We start from the raw sequence: 16,475 nt of genomic DNA, 5'->3' as shown, positions 1-16,475 counted from the left end.
ATAAATTCTATTTAAGTAGATTAAGGTAGAAGTTTTCTTTCTCACGCATAATTTTAGCATCAGATTCTTCTTTGTCTTTATATCCACAATAATGCAATATACCATGCACAATTACACGATGTAGTTCAGTTTGAAAATTTACTTTAAAATCTTTAGCATTATCTATTACTCTTTCAACAGAAATAAATATATCTCCTTGTAGTTTTTTTCCTACAGTATAATCAAAACTAATAATATCTGTTAATGTATCGTGATTAAGAAACTCAACGTTTATTTTATGCAAATAAGAATCATCGCAGAAAACATAATTAATTTCATCTTCTTTACATTTTTCTGTCTTTATAACAGTAGATATCCAATTTGATATTTTAAACTCATTAGGGAGCTTAAATTCGCTTTCATAGTTAAAATTAATCATTCCTTTGTTTAAAATATTCTTGAACCTTTTCTTTATAAACTTTTTGCAAAGGTAATGCTTGCTTATTCAAAATTTCAGTAGTATTAAAATATTCTTTTGCCTTAGGTATTTGATTATTTGTAGTATTTAAAAACTCTTTTTTGTTAGTTTCAGATTTACGTTTAGTATCTTGACCTTGTTGCAGAGTTGCATTTTCTAATTTTAAAAGTTGATGTTTAATATTCATCATTTTACTTAGAGTTTCATTAGTAAAGCCTTTATTAATTAAATCTAATTCAACATTTTCCATATCCTTTACTAACTTTTTAGCATCACTACTTTCTCCTTTACCACTTAATTTATCTTGTAATAATTTATCTTCTAAAGCTTGCCTGATTTGTTGTTGTTGTTGATATATTTTATATAATTCGCCATTTATATCTTCACTAAAACCATCTTGACCATCTTTATCTCCACCTTTTCCATTACCATTTCCTTCGCCTTCACCGTTTCCTTCGCCTTCACCATCTTTACCACTTTTTCCGTTCTTACCTTTTTTACCGTTTTCTCCACTTTCTCCATCTTCACCTTTGTCTCCAGGTTTTTTCCCTTTACCTTCTTTGTCTCCAGGTTTTTCTCCCGGTTTCTCTCCTTCACCTTTATCTCCTTTTTTTGTGCCTTCTTTCATCATTTCATTTAACTGTTCTTGACTCATGATAATATCTGGTAATGGCATACCTCCTTCTCCTGATCCAGGTGATGGCATACCCGATGCATCTTGCATATTATCTAAAGCATCACTTAAGAAATTTGCTAAGTTATTAGCAGATGTAACTGTATACTGTTGTGCAGATATACCTTGATATAAATTATTTTCTGCTAATTGCGCTAAGGCTTTATCTATATTGAAATATACTTCTGAAATTTCTTTATTAACCTCTTCTGAAATCTTTGGTTGACGAAGTGAAAGGGCAAATAAACTATCATCTACATGTTCGAAGTGGGATCGTAAATCTTTTTGTTTTTTTAGATATGTAGCATATTCATTATGATTAACTTCTATGCTTTTAAATTGATTCATGACAGCTTCTTCGTCAAAAGAAAAAACCACTAGATTATCTAAAATTTGACGTAGCATTTCTAAATCTTCATCTAGAGATTCTCCTGAAGATTGTTGCATTTGTTTTTGCATCTTCATACTCATTTCTTTCATTTTTTGGGCAGCTGCTTTTTGACTTTTTTTAGCTTTAGAATTTTGTTCTTTTTTTTCTTGTTCACTTTGTGATTGTTCTTTTTTTTCTAAATCTTCTGATGCTTTTTGCTGATCTTCTTTAACATTTTCTTCTTTATTTTGATCTCTTGGAAGTTTAATAGGTTTTTTTAAATTTTGATTATCTTTTTCTAAATCTTCTAAATCTTTTTGAATGTCTTCGAATTTTTTATTTAATTCTTCTTGTTTCTCCTTAGTATTTTCTTTTTGTTCTTTGTTTGCTAGTTTATCTTGTTCTTTAGCTAACTTATCTAATTCATTAGCTATTTTTTCCATCTTTTTATTGACGTAATAACGTTTTGTTAATTCTAACATTTGCTCTAAACTCCGCTTCTGGTTTTTTGCTTGTTTAGCAAGTTTATCTATTTTTTCTGAAAACTCTTCTTTGCTCATTTTTTCACGAAGTTTCTCTAACTCTTCTAAAAGTTTTTCGTCTTTTTTAAGCTGTTCTTCGTTTTGTTTTAAACGTTCTTTTAAGTCTTCTTTAAATTGATCTTTTTCATTATTCTCTTTTTGAAACTCTTGTAAGTTGTCTTGAAGTTTTTTATTAAACTTCTGCATCATCTGTTCTTGCTGTTTCTGGCGTTTAATAAAATTTTCAAATTTCTTTTTATCATTAAAATTTAATTCAGATTTTTCTTTTTGAGTTTTAGATAACTCTTCTAATTCTTTTTGTTGCTCATCAAATTTTTCTAAAGATTTATTTAAATCTTGGATGGTTTCATTTTGTTCTTGTAACTGTTTTTTCTCTTCTTCATTTTGTGTTCTCTTTCTGTAAGTAAAAACATTACTCTTTGTGCTTTTGTTTTTATTTACAGCATCATTATCGAAAACCTCAAAATATAAATCGTATGAAACACCTTCAGATATATTTAAGTTATTTGGAAATGCACTAATAAATTCGCTAAAGTTAGAACCAGAAACAGGTATAGTTTCATAACTTTTATCTGCATTACTTCCACTTGGATAATAAACTAATTGTAATTTATTTATTCCATAATCATCACTAACCTGCCCGAAAAAATATAGAGATTGTTGATCTAAAGAATCGACTCGAGATTGTAAATTCATTTCTGGGTATTCATCTCTTACAACAGAAATATTAAAAGCTAAATTTTCGTAATCTTTTAAATTAGTATTACTTGTACTAATACTATAATCTAAATTATTATACAGTCTCTTTTTACTACTAAAATTATCATTAGAATCTTTTTTAAATACCAAAGTATCTTGACTATATAACTTAACTTGATTAGTTGCTTTAGTTTTAAGTTTCCATGTTATATTAGTTCCTATTGGAACAACAGCATTACCTGTACTTTTTAATACCTCATCCTTTTTTTTAGTATAATTAGGGTAATCTAAAACCATATCAAAACTTAACAAAGTAGGAACTTCTACAACTTTTAATGTATAAGGTTTTGAATTTACATTGTTAGCAGATAGATTAAAAGTAATATTATTTTTTGGTTGATTAAAAACATATTCAAATTCTCCTACTCCTCTTTTTTGAAGATAATAGGTTTCATTATTAAAAGTAATTTGGGCATTATCTGGTGTTACTTCACCCGCAGTTTTAACTATTAATCTAAACTCTTTGTTTTCAATTGCTTGTAAATTTTCATTAAGTACAAAAAATTGAAATGGTGCTGGTGGTTCGTATGCGGTTTTATAATTAACTACTCTTTCATAACTATCACTAAACCAATTTAGTTTACCAGAGATAGCAACAATTGCAATTATAGCTATAGGTATAGCTGCGTATTTTAAATACTTAATATTTTTACTAAAATTAATAGCTAGTTTAAAAGGGATAGGTGTTAACTCTTCGGACTTTTGATTTATACTAGCTAAAAGTAATTCAGAATCAGAATCTGTTGCATTTAACTGTAATACGTTTAATAATTTATCATTTACTTCTGGAAAATGATTACCAATTAAAGTAGAAGCATCTTCATAATTTATTCCTTTTTGAAGTTTAAATAATTTTGCTAATGGTAATACTATAAATTTAAAAAACAAGCCTAGTTCTACAGCTATAAAAACCCAAAATAAAATAGTTCTTGCAGTAGAATTTAACCATAAGAAATGCTCAATAAGTAACGTTATTAAAAAATAAAGTAGTCCTATACTAAAAAATAAAATAACACCTTTAATAAGTTCATTAGTATAATATTTTCTAATAAACTGCTCGAGTTTAAGTTGTATTTTATTAAAATTATTCATTCTTTTCTTTGAAATTGCTGGATAACACTGTATTCTAACTCACTAAAATACTGTTTTATTTTCTAAAAAGAATTGTTTAGTTTTATAACATAACGTTAAAATAAGTCCCTTAACATGAAAGATTTAAAATATGCAGCAGCATTTTCTTTGCCATTGGTTGCTTTTATTGGATTATATTTTAAAGGAATTTATAGTTTTTTAACTCCTGTTTACGCTTTTGTAATAATTCCTATTCTAGAGTTAATACTTCCTATTGAAACCAAAAATTTAAATAAAGAAGAAGTAGATTCAAAGCTAAAAAGAAAAGTATTTGATTGGTTATTATACCTTAATCTTCCTATAGTTTTTTCTCTTGTTTTTATAGCATTAAATATTGTTTCTACTAATACATTATTAACATACGAATTTATTGGTTTATTTTTTTCAATTGGTATTGTTTTAGGAACCAATGGTATAAATGTAGCTCATGAATTAGGACATAGACAAAGTACAAATGAGCGTTTTATTGGTAAAGCTTTACTGCTTCCTTCATTTTACATGCATTTTTATATAGAGCATAATTTTGGTCATCATTTACATGCTGCAACACCAGAAGATCCTGCTACAGCAAAATATAATCAAAGCGTCTATTCTTTTTGGTTTACCTCAACAATAAGGCAGTATTTAAATGCTTGGAGCATTCAAAAAAAATTATTAAATAATAATAAAGTTTCTTTCTTTTCATTAAAAAATGATATGTTTTGGTTTACTTTTTTTCAAACATGTTATTTAATAGCTGTGTTTTTAATATTTGGAAAAGCAGGTTTAATTTTTTCCTTTTTTGCAGGTGTAGCAGGTTTTTTACTTTTAGAAACAGTAAATTATATAGAACATTATGGTTTATTGCGTTTAAAAACAAAATCTGGTCGTTATGAACGGGTACAAGAAATGCATTCATGGAATTCTAATCATGTAGTAGGAAGAATTGTTTTGTATGAACTTACAAGACATAGCGATCATCATTATAAATCGTCTAAAAAATATCAAATTTTAGATTGCCATGATCACAGTCCTCAAATGCCTTATGGATATCCAACATCAATGGTTATGGCACTTTTACCTCCACTTTGGTTTGCTGTAATGAATAAACGGGTACCAAAAAGTATGATAACAGCCTAGAATAAAAATTAAATAAGTTATAATAAAAACGCTTGAATAAGTAGTTATGTGTTTTAATGGGTACATTAATACATATACTTATAAAAAAAAGTAAGGCTTTAGTATACTAATCTATAGATTTAGAAAAACAATAACATTTTCTAAAACAAAGTATCATGAAAAAAAAGAATTTAAAAAATTTAGTATTAAGTAAAAACACTGTTTCTAGATTTAGTAAACACAAAGTAAATGGTGGAGGAACAATGTCTACAACACCAGATTGTGCCACAGGAAATAACCCAAGCGCTATTATTGTTTGTATGGAAGACTTTACTCTTGGTTGTAGTCCTTCGTTTATGGGGCAATGCCCAGATGGTGATCATTCATTACCTGGTTGGTGTTAATAAATTAAAGATGTTGTTTAATTAAAAAAGAGCTTTAATTTATAAAGCTCTTTTTATTTATATAGATTGAAAACGTTATTATTATAATGCTTCAAGAATTTCTTTTGGATCTGCACGTAATTTATAATCTTCTTTTAGAAAATGGTATTTAATTTTTCCATTAGAATCTATAACATAAGTAGCAGCAATAGGTAACTCAGAATTAGTATTGTTTTGGCTATTATCTAAATTAATTCCAAATTTTCTATAAAGGGATACTAAATCTTTAGGTAATTTATAAACTAAACTTAAATCTCTAGCAAAACTATTGTCTTTATCTGTAAGCACTTCAAAACTTAATTCATTTTTTTCTTTAGTAGATAATGAATTATCAGGAGACTCTGGACTTATAGCAATAAGCTCTGCTCCTTTTTCTTGAATTTGCGGTAAAACATTTTGTAATGCTTTTAACTCGATATTGCAATAAGGACACCAACCTCCACGATAGAAAGTAATAACTAAAGGTCCTTTATCTAATAGTTCTAGAGAATTTATAATATTTCCACTAGCATTTGGTAAATTAAAAGAAGGAAAAATATCTCCTGTTTTTAATGCTTTATTTACTAGTTTAGAAGCTTCTAGTTCATCAATAGCCTTTCGCATTATAACTTTTATTTCTTCAGGAAATTTAGCAGCAGATTCATCTGCATGTTCTTTTAATAGTTGAGTTAGAGACATCATATTTATATTTCTACTTTTAGTCTTAAAAGTATCTTATCAATTACAAAAGTATTTGTTAAAAATAAGTTAGCATTTCATTTTAAAGTAATATTCTTAAATAAGAAAAACTCAAATGAAATATATTTAACCTTTTCAACATTTATAATATATACTATTATTCTTTCTTTAAAATTTTAAAAAAAAATGGTGATTATTATAGGGTGTTAATAGCGGTATAACTTTTTTAGGTTTTTATTGGAATTAATATAAAAAAGACTCTATTAACAACTTATTAGTATGGTAAAATATTGATTCTAAAAGAATTTAGTTTTACTATTAACAACTGTTTATAACCTTTGTTCACATTCTATTTTTAATAAAAACATTATTTTTTGATGTTTGTATCTGTTATTTTTTATTGAATAATTACTCAAAAAATAAATGCTAACTTTTTTGGTAGTTCTGTTTTGATTTTGGTTTGTAAAATAAACTGGATAATCCTAATAAAAGTTTTAAAAAACTATGATTAGATATTAACAATCCATCACTATTTAAAGTTATACTTATTAACAGTTTATTTAAATAATCTAACGCCAACACCAAGATTATGCGTTGGTTGTTTAAAACTGTTTATATTAAGTCTATAACTAGCAAACCAATTACCTTTTCTATTGTATTGTAAACCAAGACTTATATTATCTAATACTTGAGAGTTTCCACCTATTTCAGAAAACAAATATAAACCACTACGAAAACTTTTAGGATGCTCTATTGTTTTAGTAACTGTAATTTCTCTTGGTACTTTTAATTTATATGATAATTGACTGTCTAGTAAATCTCCATTAAGTAAATTATAACTGTAAATATCTATGTCATCATTACTTAAAGTATCTTTATAAGCTCTAGCTTCTTTATATTCTGAAATATCTTCTATTTCTTCTTTATTTTCGGTTACTTTAGTAACATCATCTTTGTTTACATATACCTTTTTATAACGTATAGTTTGTACTTTAAAAGTGTCTTTTTTTATTTGCCAAACGGTATCTTTTTTTATAATTATTTTAGGTTTTTCTTCTGTTTTAAAACTATCACATTGTTTTAAAAACAGGTTACTTATTACTAATCCCAATATAATTAGCAAGAGTAATCTTTCTGTTTTAATTGAAAAGTTTATCATGATTAATAGTTGTTTAAAGAGTAGTAAAACCATTTTAAATAGCTTTACTACTCTTTTATTATTAAGCTTTTAAACCACTTGATCTAATGCTGTTTTTAATGCTTGAATAGAAATTTGAGCAACAATTTCTCTTGGGTTAGAATCTGTTGTTAGTTGTAAATAACCATTTACAATATCAATGTTTTCTATAACTCTATTTGGTATTCTACTGTTAAGAGATATTAAAAAATCACTTACAGTATTATGTTCAAATAAACCTAAATTTTCATCTCTAAAACCTAATGCTAAATCTGTAGCATATTGACTTTTATATACTAAAGAAAAATCGTCTAAAGTTATTTGTGTAGCATCATTTCCGCCACCCCATTTTCCTTTTCCTTTATTAAAAAGATAGATTTCTGTACCATCATATTGATCTTGATCATTGTTTTGAACTCTTGCATAAAATAACCCTATTTCATTAGTGTCTAGTTCAAAATTTTTCTGTGTGCCAGAATATGTGTATGTACTTATATTGCCTTCAAACATTTCAAATAAATTGAAGTATTTAATTTTTGCACTTTGGTCTACATGAACTAAACTATCTATTAAATCTTCATACTCTTGTTGTTTTGGTTTATCTCCTGTTTCGAAGTAACTTTTTAGTGTTTCTATATTTTGTTTCATTTTTATTTTGTTTTTATATTCTTGTTTGTTTGTTCGTCTTTTGTAAGACTTTCTATAGTGTCTTTTAAAGCGGTTAGTTTTATTAAATTAACCAAAGCTTTAAAAGGATTTATACCATAAATTTGATTGTAATTTTCTAAAATTGATTTTATCTCTGCAATGGCTATAAAGCCTGCTATTATTTTTAGAAAAGGCACTTCGTTTACAATGTGTTCTTCTAAAAAGAAAGCAGCCATTATGACCAGGTTATAGATAAAAAACTTAGAGATTGTATGTCCTATTCGAGCACTTCGAATAGGAACATGATTTTTAAAGGATGCATACGATCCTGTTATAAAGTCTACAATAATTAGAAACACCATGGTTACCATTAAAGCACTAACAGGAGACAGGAGCGTAAGCAACCAAAATATTAATTTGACTACTTTATCCATTTTTTTTTAATTTTTTATAATCTAATACTCTACTTTTTGGGTATGCTTTTATACATACCATATTGCGTTGATTACCGCCTAAGACGTATACAAAGTTTTTAGTGTCTTTAATAAAAAAGCCAACGTGACCTTTCCAGCTATTTAAATTCTCTCGCCATAGCACTACAATATCTCCTACATGTGGTGTGTTAGTAGAGCTACCTACAGAAAGCCAGCTTCTAGCATTTAATTTGCCAGAATATTGATAACCAGAAGTTTTAGCAACCCAATTAGCAAACGCACTACACCAAGCAGTTTCGTCTTTTAGTTTTGAACCATTAAAACCTATTTCATTAAAGTATTTTAAAATACGGTGGTTGTCTTTAGAACCAATAATCTCCTTAACGCCATACTCAGATAGCGCTTTATTAATTATATTCATACATATGTGTGATTATTAATTTTAAGCAGACCAAACTCTTTACCAAAGATTACTTTAGTATATATTTTTTCTTAACCAGAATAGATATAATCTAGGTTTATGAGTTTCTACTTAACACGAATTGTTAATTAACTAACGGTAAACGTTGTTAGAAAAGCGAATACAAATATACACATATTACATAATAAAAACAAACATATTACAATATAAATCTGTTAAATTTTGTAATTTGTTTTTATAGAAGAATGTATTATGAAAAATATCTTATAGATTTGTTTTAAATAGGTATTTTTATAAAAAACATCTATTAATAAAATGTTACTATATTCAATAATAAAATAAACCTTATGAAGAAAAAACATTTACTATATGTAACTATCCTTTTTTTTAGCTATTGCAGTTCTCCAGTAAAAGAAGAAAAAAGCTCGATAATTGGATCTTGGAAATTATTAGAAGTAAAAACACCTAATCAAGAAAATTCAGAAAAAAGTAGTAAATCGAATAAGCTAATACTTCATATGTTTCCAGATTCAACCTACACCGAATTAGAAGGTTATAAAACAAGGTCTGGAAAATGGTCTTCTCTTAAAGAAAATCATTTTAAATATGGTAATACTAAACTAGTAATAGAGAAAGAAGACAAGGTAAATAATAGTCTATTAGTGAATATTTATAACGAAAAAGAAAATCTTGAATCAAAGTTAAAACTTGTAGAAGCAGAAAAAGTATTAAAAGATTATAAAGAAGACCCGTTTTATCCAGATAATAATAAATGGAGACAAAAACCGTCTAGAAAAGAAACGAATGAAGAAATTAGAGCGCGATTACTAAATTATATGCTACACTATGCTTATGTTTTAAAAGCTTCGATAGAAAGAAATAGTGAGAAAGTGTCTTTCGCCCATTCTACAGGAATAATAAAACTATATCAAGTAGGCATAGGAATACTACCAAAAAATAAGATTAAGACACCATGGATTAATTGTTTTTATGATCATGATGATGCTATGAAAGCGTTTTACTTGTTTAAAAGTTATCTTGATGAAGATGGTGTATTTAAAGGAACATCAACAGGCGATTGGGTAAAAGATGATTTTGATATTTTAATGACTTTGCATTCTAAAATTAAAAGAAAATTAAAAGCGAATAGTGAGAAATTTACGGAATGAGATAATATAAAACCCCTATTTAGTGCTTGTCTGTAACATGTGACTAAAAAACAATAAGTAAAATTTAAATAAATACAAAAGCCACAGTATAATTGCTGTGGCTTTTATTTGTTTTAAAAATATATACTTACACTCGTCATAGACGAGCGCTAGTTTTGGAGTTTATTAAATAACTTATATTCTAACCTTGAATTCTTTTGTTATACTCTTCCCAATTAAATTCAAAACCAATATTACTAACAGCTTCTTTAAATATTTTATCAAAATCTGGCTCTACATTAATAGCGTGATCATACCATTTTTTAGAAAATTCAGAATATTCATCTGCAAGCGCTTCTCTTTGCGTTCTCATTCCTTTATGAGTACTATCAAGCCAATATTTAACTTTTTCGTCTCGACTTAATTCTGGATATTCTTCTGACCAAAATTGATTTTGATCATCTATAATCTTTAGTAAAAATTCTTTATCTGTCATGATTATTTTTCTATTAAAGTTAATAAATATTTATTATCAATTTTTTCTACGTTTTTAATAGTAAACTTTCTTTTAAAGTACAAAAGCCACAGAATTACCTGTAGCCTTTGTTTATTTTCTAATCTTTATCGTCACTCGTCACAGATTAGTGTTATATGGTTTATTTATCATAATTAAAAGGTTTATTTCCGTTAGAAGGTAATCTGCGTATTCGTCTTTTTATTTTATGATGTTCATCTATATATTCCCGTATCTCTATTTTTTCTTCTTCAGTTAAATTTTCATTATAAGTTATTCTATCCTTTTTTAAGCTGAAAACTTCAGATAATTCTGGGCAATGTTTAAAAAAATCAGGGTAATCCTTTATTAAAACATCATTTAAAATATATTCTTCATTTTTATAATCTTCATCTGGCCATGATATATTTGGGTTATGAATTGCTTTTTGCCAATGAAGTAACCAGCCTATAAGATTACTTAATTCTTCATACCCAATATTTTTTTCTACTTCGATTAAATCTTTTATGGGTTTAATTGTTTTTTTATACTCAACAATTTCTTTTATAATTTCTTTCATAATATATTATTTTATAAATTTTGTGGGTATTCTGTTATAATATGAAATAAAAAATCTTCTACAGAAAATATTTCTGAATCTTTTAAATCAAATGCTGATTTTATAAAAGATCGTTCGTGAAAATATGCACGTTTTTCAAATGACCAGTTATCCCCAAATTGTCTTAAAATGTCAGCCTCTGTTTTTCCTTGCTTTATTAAAGATTCTATTTCTAATTCATCTAATACATGTGTTCCCTCATGAATTATCTCTGTCATAAATTTATCTACATCTCTTGAAGATCGAAAATAAGCTTTACTTCCTTCCGCATAGGCTCCTGTGTTTTTTGCTTCTTTTAAAGTATCTCCAGAATCCATAAGCTTTTTATTAAACTTAACATCATCTAATATAATTATTTTCATTCTTCCTGTCTCTATTAGATCTGCAATTTTATTACCTTGATTGGTAAAGCCTTTTAAGTTCTTTACTATTATTTCTTTTGTTAACTTAGAAATGCTTTTTCCTCTCCCAGCTAGCGCTCGTCTGTGACGAGTGACTAAAAAACAATATGTAAAATTTAAATAAATACTTTTTTAAAAATACAAAAGCCACAGATATTACACTGTAGCTTTTGTTCGTTTTGCAAACCTTTACTGTCACTCGTCGCAGACGAGCGCTAGTTTTGTACTTTGTGGATATACTCTTTTTTACTTTTAGGCACGCATTGCAAATCCGATAGCGCGGATTAGAAAGATAAAATTAATTAATTTTTTTAGTTTCGGTATCAACAGCCTTTAAAATACTAGGTATTCTATATAAACCATGCATATTTTTTATGTTTATAGCTGCAGTTTTTAAACAATACCCTTTAGTAGAAACATATAAGGGTTTTTTACTTTTTCCTCTAAAGATTTCAGTTGTAACAGTATCTGTATCTTTAAACTTATTTTTAGCGACACCTATTATCGGTATTTTATTATTTAATGATTCGTATAAATAAGCACCCAAACCAAAATCATTATTATTGTTTATATAACAATGACCATCTATAATAATTACTTTTATTTTACTTAAATCAATTTGCTTTAATAACTCTAAAATGCAAGGTAATTCACGTTTATAAAAATGTCCTGATTCGTATGGTAAAACGTTATTATACAAACAAGTAATTATTTGTCTTGGTTCTTTGTCATCCCAATTAAACAAAGCGCCAACAACTTTAGCGCTTTGTTTATTATAATAGACATCTATTGCTAATAGCATAATACACTATTATTTTGGAGTACCATCTTCATTAAAATCTTTAGAAGTACCAGGAACTAAATTATTATTACTCATTTTATACTCAGATTCTAATTGACCATTTTCATAATAATCTCTTACCCAACCTTCCTCGTAACCATTTTGAAACTCTTTTTCTAATGATAGCCATCCGGCGTCTTCGTATATTAAACATATACCTGTAAAAGGTTTTCCCTTGTAGTGTAGAATTCCTATTCCTCCTCCATCAAACCCGACTAATTCTAAATCTTCTTCTTTAACTCTTAATTGTTCCATAATTTTATAATCCTATATATTTTATAAATGTTGTTAAATAATTACAATGTGCAGATGGCGGTTGAATCTTTTCAGCTCCATTTCTTAAGTATCTATTGTACCCTATTATGTCTTTAAAAACTTCATCACCTAATTTACCTAAAGGGTCTATACTTTTTAGTAAATCATTTAAAGCTCTTATTTCCCCCAGCTAGCGCTTGTCTGTGACGAGTGACTAAAAAACAATATGTAAAATTTAAAAAAATACTTTTTTAAAAATACAAAAGCCACAGATATTACACTGTAGCTTTTGTTCGTTTTGCAAACCTTTACTGTCACTCGTCGCAGACGAGTGCTAGCTAGGGAGAATTTTATTAAAGACCTCTTTCTTTTTTTATGCTTTCAACATATTCATTAAATTCAGACTCAGACAAATCCTCTTTATCTCCAGAAGAATCTTGCCAAATTTTTGAAGCATATGTCATATCTTCTTTAAATTCTCCTGTTTCCCATTGAAAAGCATAAAAAGTGGAATATTCTGTTTCTACCTCTTCAATTATTGGTCTTAATCCGTATTTATAATATTTTTTTTCCATTATTATTTCGTATTTAGTTATTTAATATTTCTTTCCAAGCAGTTTCATATAGCTCAAATTGTTTTTTACTAAGTTGAGATATTTTGATTTTCTCTTCTTTGGTAAGTCTTCTTGTTTTAGATAAAGCCTCTAGACTTCTTTGTTTTTCATATAATTTATGTCCTACACCATCTGCCACTTCATCCATTGCTTTTAAATGCAAGCGAAATTCCACAATATGTCCATTACTCATTTTAATATTCATAAGAATATCTCTGTAACCATTAATAGGTTTTAATATTCTATCTTTTATTTTTAATATATTAAATTCATCGTTAAACTTTCCTAAAGAAATATAAACTTCTTCAATAGTATTATAAACAATTTTACTTCCAGCTATATCTAGCAACCTTGATACATCTCCAGCATATTCAGAATTTATTTTTTCTAAAGCTCTTTCTTTCTTTTTAAGGCCTTTTCTGTAACCTGCAATTCCATTAGTTTTTGATGAAAAAAGATCTGTAGTATTTTTTAATTCTTTGTTAGCAATTTTTGCCGCTTTATATAACTCATCTAAGTCATTTAAGCTTTGAGTTAAAACTTTATTTTGAGTTAAATTGACTAGTTTTTTACTTAATGCTACTTCTTTTTCTATACTTCCGATAAAAGCAATCCCAGCTAGCGCTCGTCTGTGACGAGTGACTAAAAAACAATATGTAAAATTTAAATAAATACTTTTTTAAAAATACAAAAGCCACAGATATTACACTGTAGCTTTTGTTCGTTTTGCAAACCTTTACTGTCACTCGTCGCAGACGAGCGCTAGTTTTGGAGTTTATTAAATAATTTATATTCTAACCTTGAATTCGTTTGTTATACTCTTCCCAATTAAATTCAAAACCAATATTACTAACAGCTTCTTTAAATATTTTATCAAAATCTGGCTCTACATTAATAGCGTGATCATACCATTTTTTAGAAAATTCAGAATATTCATCTGCAAGAGCTTCTCCTTGCGTTCTCATTCCTTTATGAGTACTAGCAAGCCAATATTTAACTTTTTCGTCTCGACTTAATTCTGGATATTCTTCTGACCAAAATTTAGTAAACTGTTTTTCTCTTTCTTCTATAAATTTTTCAAAATCTGATTTCATAATGTTTTTATTTTTCAATTAATTCAAAAAAGTGTTCTCCGTTAATCTCTAATTTTAAGAGTACATTTTCCCTATACTAGCGCTTGTCTGAAACGAGTGCACAAAATAATAATTACATTTTTTACTCATAATATAAAATACAAAAGCCACAGTAATTACACTGTAGCTTTTGTTCGTTTTGCAAACCTTTACCGTCACTCGTCGCAGACGAGCGCTAGCTGGGGATTAATTTTCTATAATTAGTTAAGTGTTTTAAATAAATGTTTAAAACCTACATCGTTTTCAATATGTGCCTTAACTTGTTTATTATAGCTATTTATCACTTCTATTTCTCTATCGATAGCGAATTCTCCCCCTTTAGAAAACAGATAATATGTTTTTCCTTTATAAACAAAAGGATTGCTTTCATATTGTTCTTTAAACTTTTTTCTTAACTGTTCTTTATAAGGATTAAATTCAGGGTGACTAATTAACTCATCTATTTTATTTTCTATTGCTTCATTAATTAATATCAATTCAGAAACAGGAATAGCAAAATCTATACTTGAATCAATTTTATTTTTGAGAGAGGTTTTTAAATCATTTCCTATATTAATTCCTTGAAAGTATCGTTCAAAAAAATATTCTTGATTACAACCACCAGCTTCTTCTCCATTTAATTTTAAAAATTTTATGCTTTTCATAGTTTTCTATTATAACTTGATTCTCGCTAACAACCCATATATCCACAGCTAGCGCTTGTCTGTGACGAGTGACTAAAAAACAATATGTAAAATTTAAAGAAATACAAAAGCCACAGTAATTATACTGTAGCTTTTGTTTGTTTTGCAAATCTTTACTGTAACTCGTCGCAGACGAGCGCTAGCATGGGGTTTAAAATTATTTAGAATACTTTTCTTTAATTTTATCGTAGTAATCTAATAAATCTTGTTGTTCTGTTGAAGACATTAATTGCCACTCAATATCTCTTATCTCATTATTTATCTCTTTTAGCTCATTAAAGTCATCACTTTTTTCAATTTTAAAAGCATTAAATTCTTCTAATGTTTCAAAATTAGCATCTAAAATATAACTTAATGCCTCTTTTCTTTTTTTTAATTCTTTTAATCTATTATTCATTTTTCTTTAATTTTGTTTTAATATTATAGTTTTTATAGCTCCCAACGTTTCTGGGTTTGTGCCTATAGAAATTTTCTCTACAATAAATTCAATATCTGATCTAAATAAAACCTCTTTTTCAATTTTTAATGTTGATAGGTTCTCTATTAGTTTACCGCTTTTAGAATCTTTAATTAATATCATTACAGTATATGGTCTATTTCTCATTGCTTCAGCAATAGAATCTATATCATAAGTACTAGAAGTAAAATGTTTATTCTTTATTACTTCTCCTTTTTTATATATATTATTTATTTGATCTTCAGTTAAATTTTCTATTCTATATAAAACACCCTTTGATTTATAATTTGGTAACTTATCTAATGCACTATTCATTAGTTTCTTTTGAGCTTTAAAAAAATCAGTTATGTTTATTTCTCCTCTTAAAGCTTTATTAAAGTTTTTATAACCCTCTTTTGTTGTATAGAATTTCAATACAGCTTCCTCTTCAACTGTAAGAATATTTTTAAAAACTCGTTCAATATTACCGTTTTTCAAGTCATCTAAAAACTTTTTATAATCTTTATTTTTTAATAAGGTTTCTAAAATTTCCCCAGCTAGCGCTTGTCTGTGACGAGTGACTAAAAAACAATATGTAAAATTTAAAGAAATACTTTTTTAAAAATACAAAAGCCACAGATATTACACTGTAGCTTTTGTTCGTTTTGCAAACCTTTACTGTCACTCGTCCCAGACGAGCGCTAGCTGGGGGATTCTTTTTTATTTTAATACAAGACTCAATATATAAAATATAGTATTAGTCTTTATAAATCTATGTTTTAAGTATTCTCATTTAGATAATCTAGACCATTTTCTGTAATATGAAAATACCAATTATTATTATCTGAAAGAATTAATTTTTCATTTTTCATTATCTCAAGTAAATCAATAAAATCCTTCCCAATTAATTGTTCTTCCTCTTGAGAATTTACTATAATTTCTAAATTGTTTAAAGGCAATTTATTACTACCGTCTTTTACTAATTTTAATTTTTCTAAAATTTTAATTTTATGTTTCATAA

22 protein-coding genes are annotated in these 16,475 nt (G+C 27.1%); 3 read left to right on the top strand and 19 right to left on the bottom strand.

The genetic code is table 11. The features are described from left to right. Positions 1-7: 7 nt before the first annotated feature. On the bottom strand, positions 8-418 hold the full coding sequence (gene ybeY / locus Q0997_RS01195; protein ID WP_299883615.1) for an rRNA maturation RNase YbeY: 411 nt from the start codon (positions 416-418) through the stop codon (positions 8-10). Then, complete coding sequence (locus tag Q0997_RS01190) at positions 411-3,893, bottom strand: DUF4175 family protein (RefSeq protein ID WP_299883613.1); 3,483 nt, start codon at positions 3,891-3,893, stop codon at positions 411-413. Before Q0997_RS01190 ends, ybeY begins: the two co-directional genes overlap by 8 nt. A gap of 114 nt (positions 3,894-4,007) precedes the next feature. Between Q0997_RS01190 and Q0997_RS01185 the strand changes: the two genes are divergently transcribed. Together Q0997_RS01185 and Q0997_RS01180 are read left to right on the top strand one after the other, a co-directional pair. Next, positions 4,008-5,051 carry an alkane 1-monooxygenase gene (locus Q0997_RS01185; protein WP_299883612.1) on the top strand — a complete coding sequence of 348 codons (1,044 nt, stop codon included), beginning with the start codon at positions 4,008-4,010 and terminating at the stop codon, positions 5,049-5,051. A gap of 155 nt (positions 5,052-5,206) precedes the next feature. After that, a complete protein-coding gene (locus tag Q0997_RS01180) occupies positions 5,207-5,434 on the top strand; it encodes a hypothetical protein (RefSeq protein ID WP_299883610.1) in 228 nt (75 codons plus the stop codon). An 81-nt stretch (positions 5,435-5,515) separates the two neighbouring features. Here Q0997_RS01180 and Q0997_RS01175 read toward each other — a convergent pair whose 3' ends face one another. The 5 genes from Q0997_RS01175 to Q0997_RS01155 form a co-directional block, all read right to left on the bottom strand. Next, positions 5,516-6,154, bottom strand: coding sequence for a peroxiredoxin-like family protein (locus Q0997_RS01175; protein WP_299883609.1), 639 nt, complete (start codon positions 6,152-6,154; stop codon positions 5,516-5,518). 553 nt (positions 6,155-6,707) lie between these two features. Next, positions 6,708-7,310 carry a hypothetical protein gene (locus tag Q0997_RS01170; RefSeq protein ID WP_299883607.1) on the bottom strand — a complete coding sequence of 201 codons (603 nt, stop codon included), beginning with the start codon at positions 7,308-7,310 and terminating at the stop codon, positions 6,708-6,710. Between the two features lie 69 nt (positions 7,311-7,379). Continuing rightward, the gene (locus Q0997_RS01165) at positions 7,380-7,976 is read right to left on the bottom strand and encodes a hypothetical protein (RefSeq protein WP_299883606.1); all 597 of its coding nucleotides are present in this window, start codon (positions 7,974-7,976) and stop codon (positions 7,380-7,382) included. A gap of 2 nt (positions 7,977-7,978) precedes the next feature. Then, on the bottom strand, positions 7,979-8,410 hold the full coding sequence (locus Q0997_RS01160; protein WP_299883604.1) for a phage holin family protein: 432 nt from the start codon (positions 8,408-8,410) through the stop codon (positions 7,979-7,981). Continuing rightward, the gene (locus Q0997_RS01155) at positions 8,403-8,831 is read right to left on the bottom strand and encodes a TIGR02594 family protein (RefSeq protein ID WP_299883602.1); all 429 of its coding nucleotides are present in this window, start codon (positions 8,829-8,831) and stop codon (positions 8,403-8,405) included. The genes Q0997_RS01160 and Q0997_RS01155 overlap by 8 nt, the downstream gene beginning before the upstream one ends. Positions 8,832-9,178: 347 nt before the next feature. On the opposite strand from Q0997_RS01155, the gene Q0997_RS01150 reads away from it, so the two are divergent. Beyond that, positions 9,179-10,000: a hypothetical protein gene (locus Q0997_RS01150; RefSeq protein ID WP_299883600.1), complete on the top strand. Its 822-nt coding sequence runs from the start codon at positions 9,179-9,181 to the stop codon at positions 9,998-10,000. A gap of 181 nt (positions 10,001-10,181) precedes the next feature. On the opposite strand, the gene Q0997_RS01145 is transcribed toward Q0997_RS01150, so the two are convergent. The 12 genes from Q0997_RS01145 to Q0997_RS01090 form a co-directional block, all read right to left on the bottom strand. Further along, positions 10,182-10,475 carry a hypothetical protein gene (locus tag Q0997_RS01145; protein ID WP_299883598.1) on the bottom strand — a complete coding sequence of 98 codons (294 nt, stop codon included), beginning with the start codon at positions 10,473-10,475 and terminating at the stop codon, positions 10,182-10,184. 160 nt (positions 10,476-10,635) lie between these two features. Beyond that, entirely contained in the window at positions 10,636-11,052 is a 417-nt protein-coding gene (locus Q0997_RS01140; protein ID WP_299883596.1) for a hypothetical protein, read from the bottom strand. A gap of 11 nt (positions 11,053-11,063) precedes the next feature. Then, a complete protein-coding gene (locus tag Q0997_RS01135; RefSeq protein WP_299883594.1) occupies positions 11,064-11,453 on the bottom strand; it encodes a hypothetical protein in 390 nt (129 codons plus the stop codon). A 337-nt stretch (positions 11,454-11,790) separates the two neighbouring features. Next, positions 11,791-12,294 carry an endonuclease V gene (locus Q0997_RS01130; RefSeq protein WP_299883592.1) on the bottom strand — a complete coding sequence of 168 codons (504 nt, stop codon included), beginning with the start codon at positions 12,292-12,294 and terminating at the stop codon, positions 11,791-11,793. A gap of 9 nt (positions 12,295-12,303) precedes the next feature. After that, positions 12,304-12,588, bottom strand: coding sequence for a hypothetical protein (locus Q0997_RS01125; RefSeq protein ID WP_299883590.1), 285 nt, complete (start codon positions 12,586-12,588; stop codon positions 12,304-12,306). A gap of 353 nt (positions 12,589-12,941) precedes the next feature. Further along, a complete protein-coding gene (locus Q0997_RS01120) occupies positions 12,942-13,163 on the bottom strand; it encodes a hypothetical protein (protein ID WP_299883588.1) in 222 nt (73 codons plus the stop codon). Positions 13,164-13,176: 13 nt separating this feature from the next. Continuing rightward, a complete protein-coding gene (locus Q0997_RS01115) occupies positions 13,177-13,635 on the bottom strand; it encodes a hypothetical protein (RefSeq protein ID WP_299884217.1) in 459 nt (152 codons plus the stop codon). Positions 13,636-13,996: 361 nt separating this feature from the next. Then, positions 13,997-14,296, bottom strand: a complete 300-nt coding sequence (locus tag Q0997_RS01110) for a hypothetical protein (RefSeq protein WP_299883586.1) — start codon at positions 14,294-14,296, stop codon at positions 13,997-13,999. A 239-nt stretch (positions 14,297-14,535) separates the two neighbouring features. Continuing rightward, on the bottom strand, positions 14,536-14,979 hold the full coding sequence (locus Q0997_RS01105; protein ID WP_299883584.1) for a hypothetical protein: 444 nt from the start codon (positions 14,977-14,979) through the stop codon (positions 14,536-14,538). A gap of 196 nt (positions 14,980-15,175) precedes the next feature. Continuing rightward, the gene (locus tag Q0997_RS01100) at positions 15,176-15,415 is read right to left on the bottom strand and encodes a hypothetical protein (protein WP_299883582.1); all 240 of its coding nucleotides are present in this window, start codon (positions 15,413-15,415) and stop codon (positions 15,176-15,178) included. Positions 15,416-15,421: 6 nt separating this feature from the next. After that, complete coding sequence (locus tag Q0997_RS01095; RefSeq protein ID WP_299883580.1) at positions 15,422-15,952, bottom strand: ADP-ribosyltransferase; 531 nt, start codon at positions 15,950-15,952, stop codon at positions 15,422-15,424. Positions 15,953-16,233: 281 nt separating this feature from the next. Then, entirely contained in the window at positions 16,234-16,473 is a 240-nt protein-coding gene (locus Q0997_RS01090) for a hypothetical protein (protein ID WP_299883578.1), read from the bottom strand. Positions 16,474-16,475: the final 2 nt, after the last annotated feature.

Origin of the sequence: uncultured Lacinutrix sp., assembly GCF_947500325.1 — a bacterium.
GTDB lineage: Bacteria > Bacteroidota > Bacteroidia > Flavobacteriales > Flavobacteriaceae > Lacinutrix.
Note: the sequence above shows the minus strand (reverse complement) of the source record. Positions and strands in the feature narration are given on the sequence as shown.

What these genes read in the sequence shown, in the direction of transcription:
- ybeY (WP_299883615.1), bottom strand. Translation starts at nt 418, where the DNA reads ATGATTAATTTTAACTATGAAAGCGAATTTAAGCTCCCTAATGAGTTT.
- Q0997_RS01190 (WP_299883613.1), bottom strand. Translation starts at nt 3,893, where the DNA reads ATGAATAATTTTAATAAAATACAACTTAAACTCGAGCAGTTTATTAGA.
- Q0997_RS01185 (WP_299883612.1), top strand. Translation starts at nt 4,008, where the DNA reads ATGAAAGATTTAAAATATGCAGCAGCATTTTCTTTGCCATTGGTTGCT.
- Q0997_RS01180 (WP_299883610.1), top strand. Translation starts at nt 5,207, where the DNA reads ATGAAAAAAAAGAATTTAAAAAATTTAGTATTAAGTAAAAACACTGTT.
- Q0997_RS01175 (WP_299883609.1), bottom strand. Translation starts at nt 6,154, where the DNA reads ATGATGTCTCTAACTCAACTATTAAAAGAACATGCAGATGAATCTGCT.
- Q0997_RS01170 (WP_299883607.1), bottom strand. Translation starts at nt 7,310, where the DNA reads ATGATAAACTTTTCAATTAAAACAGAAAGATTACTCTTGCTAATTATA.
- Q0997_RS01165 (WP_299883606.1), bottom strand. Translation starts at nt 7,976, where the DNA reads ATGAAACAAAATATAGAAACACTAAAAAGTTACTTCGAAACAGGAGAT.
- Q0997_RS01160 (WP_299883604.1), bottom strand. Translation starts at nt 8,410, where the DNA reads ATGGATAAAGTAGTCAAATTAATATTTTGGTTGCTTACGCTCCTGTCT.
- Q0997_RS01155 (WP_299883602.1), bottom strand. Translation starts at nt 8,831, where the DNA reads ATGAATATAATTAATAAAGCGCTATCTGAGTATGGCGTTAAGGAGATT.
- Q0997_RS01150 (WP_299883600.1), top strand. Translation starts at nt 9,179, where the DNA reads ATGAAGAAAAAACATTTACTATATGTAACTATCCTTTTTTTTAGCTAT.
- Q0997_RS01145 (WP_299883598.1), bottom strand. Translation starts at nt 10,475, where the DNA reads ATGACAGATAAAGAATTTTTACTAAAGATTATAGATGATCAAAATCAA.
- Q0997_RS01140 (WP_299883596.1), bottom strand. Translation starts at nt 11,052, where the DNA reads ATGAAAGAAATTATAAAAGAAATTGTTGAGTATAAAAAAACAATTAAA.
- Q0997_RS01135 (WP_299883594.1), bottom strand. Translation starts at nt 11,453, where the DNA reads ATGAAAATAATTATATTAGATGATGTTAAGTTTAATAAAAAGCTTATG.
- Q0997_RS01130 (WP_299883592.1), bottom strand. Translation starts at nt 12,294, where the DNA reads ATGCTATTAGCAATAGATGTCTATTATAATAAACAAAGCGCTAAAGTT.
- Q0997_RS01125 (WP_299883590.1), bottom strand. Translation starts at nt 12,588, where the DNA reads ATGGAACAATTAAGAGTTAAAGAAGAAGATTTAGAATTAGTCGGGTTT.
- Q0997_RS01120 (WP_299883588.1), bottom strand. Translation starts at nt 13,163, where the DNA reads ATGGAAAAAAAATATTATAAATACGGATTAAGACCAATAATTGAAGAG.
- Q0997_RS01110 (WP_299883586.1), bottom strand. Translation starts at nt 14,296, where the DNA reads ATGAAATCAGATTTTGAAAAATTTATAGAAGAAAGAGAAAAACAGTTT.
- Q0997_RS01105 (WP_299883584.1), bottom strand. Translation starts at nt 14,979, where the DNA reads ATGAAAAGCATAAAATTTTTAAAATTAAATGGAGAAGAAGCTGGTGGT.
- Q0997_RS01100 (WP_299883582.1), bottom strand. Translation starts at nt 15,415, where the DNA reads ATGAATAATAGATTAAAAGAATTAAAAAAAAGAAAAGAGGCATTAAGT.
- Q0997_RS01090 (WP_299883578.1), bottom strand. Translation starts at nt 16,473, where the DNA reads ATGAAACATAAAATTAAAATTTTAGAAAAATTAAAATTAGTAAAAGAC.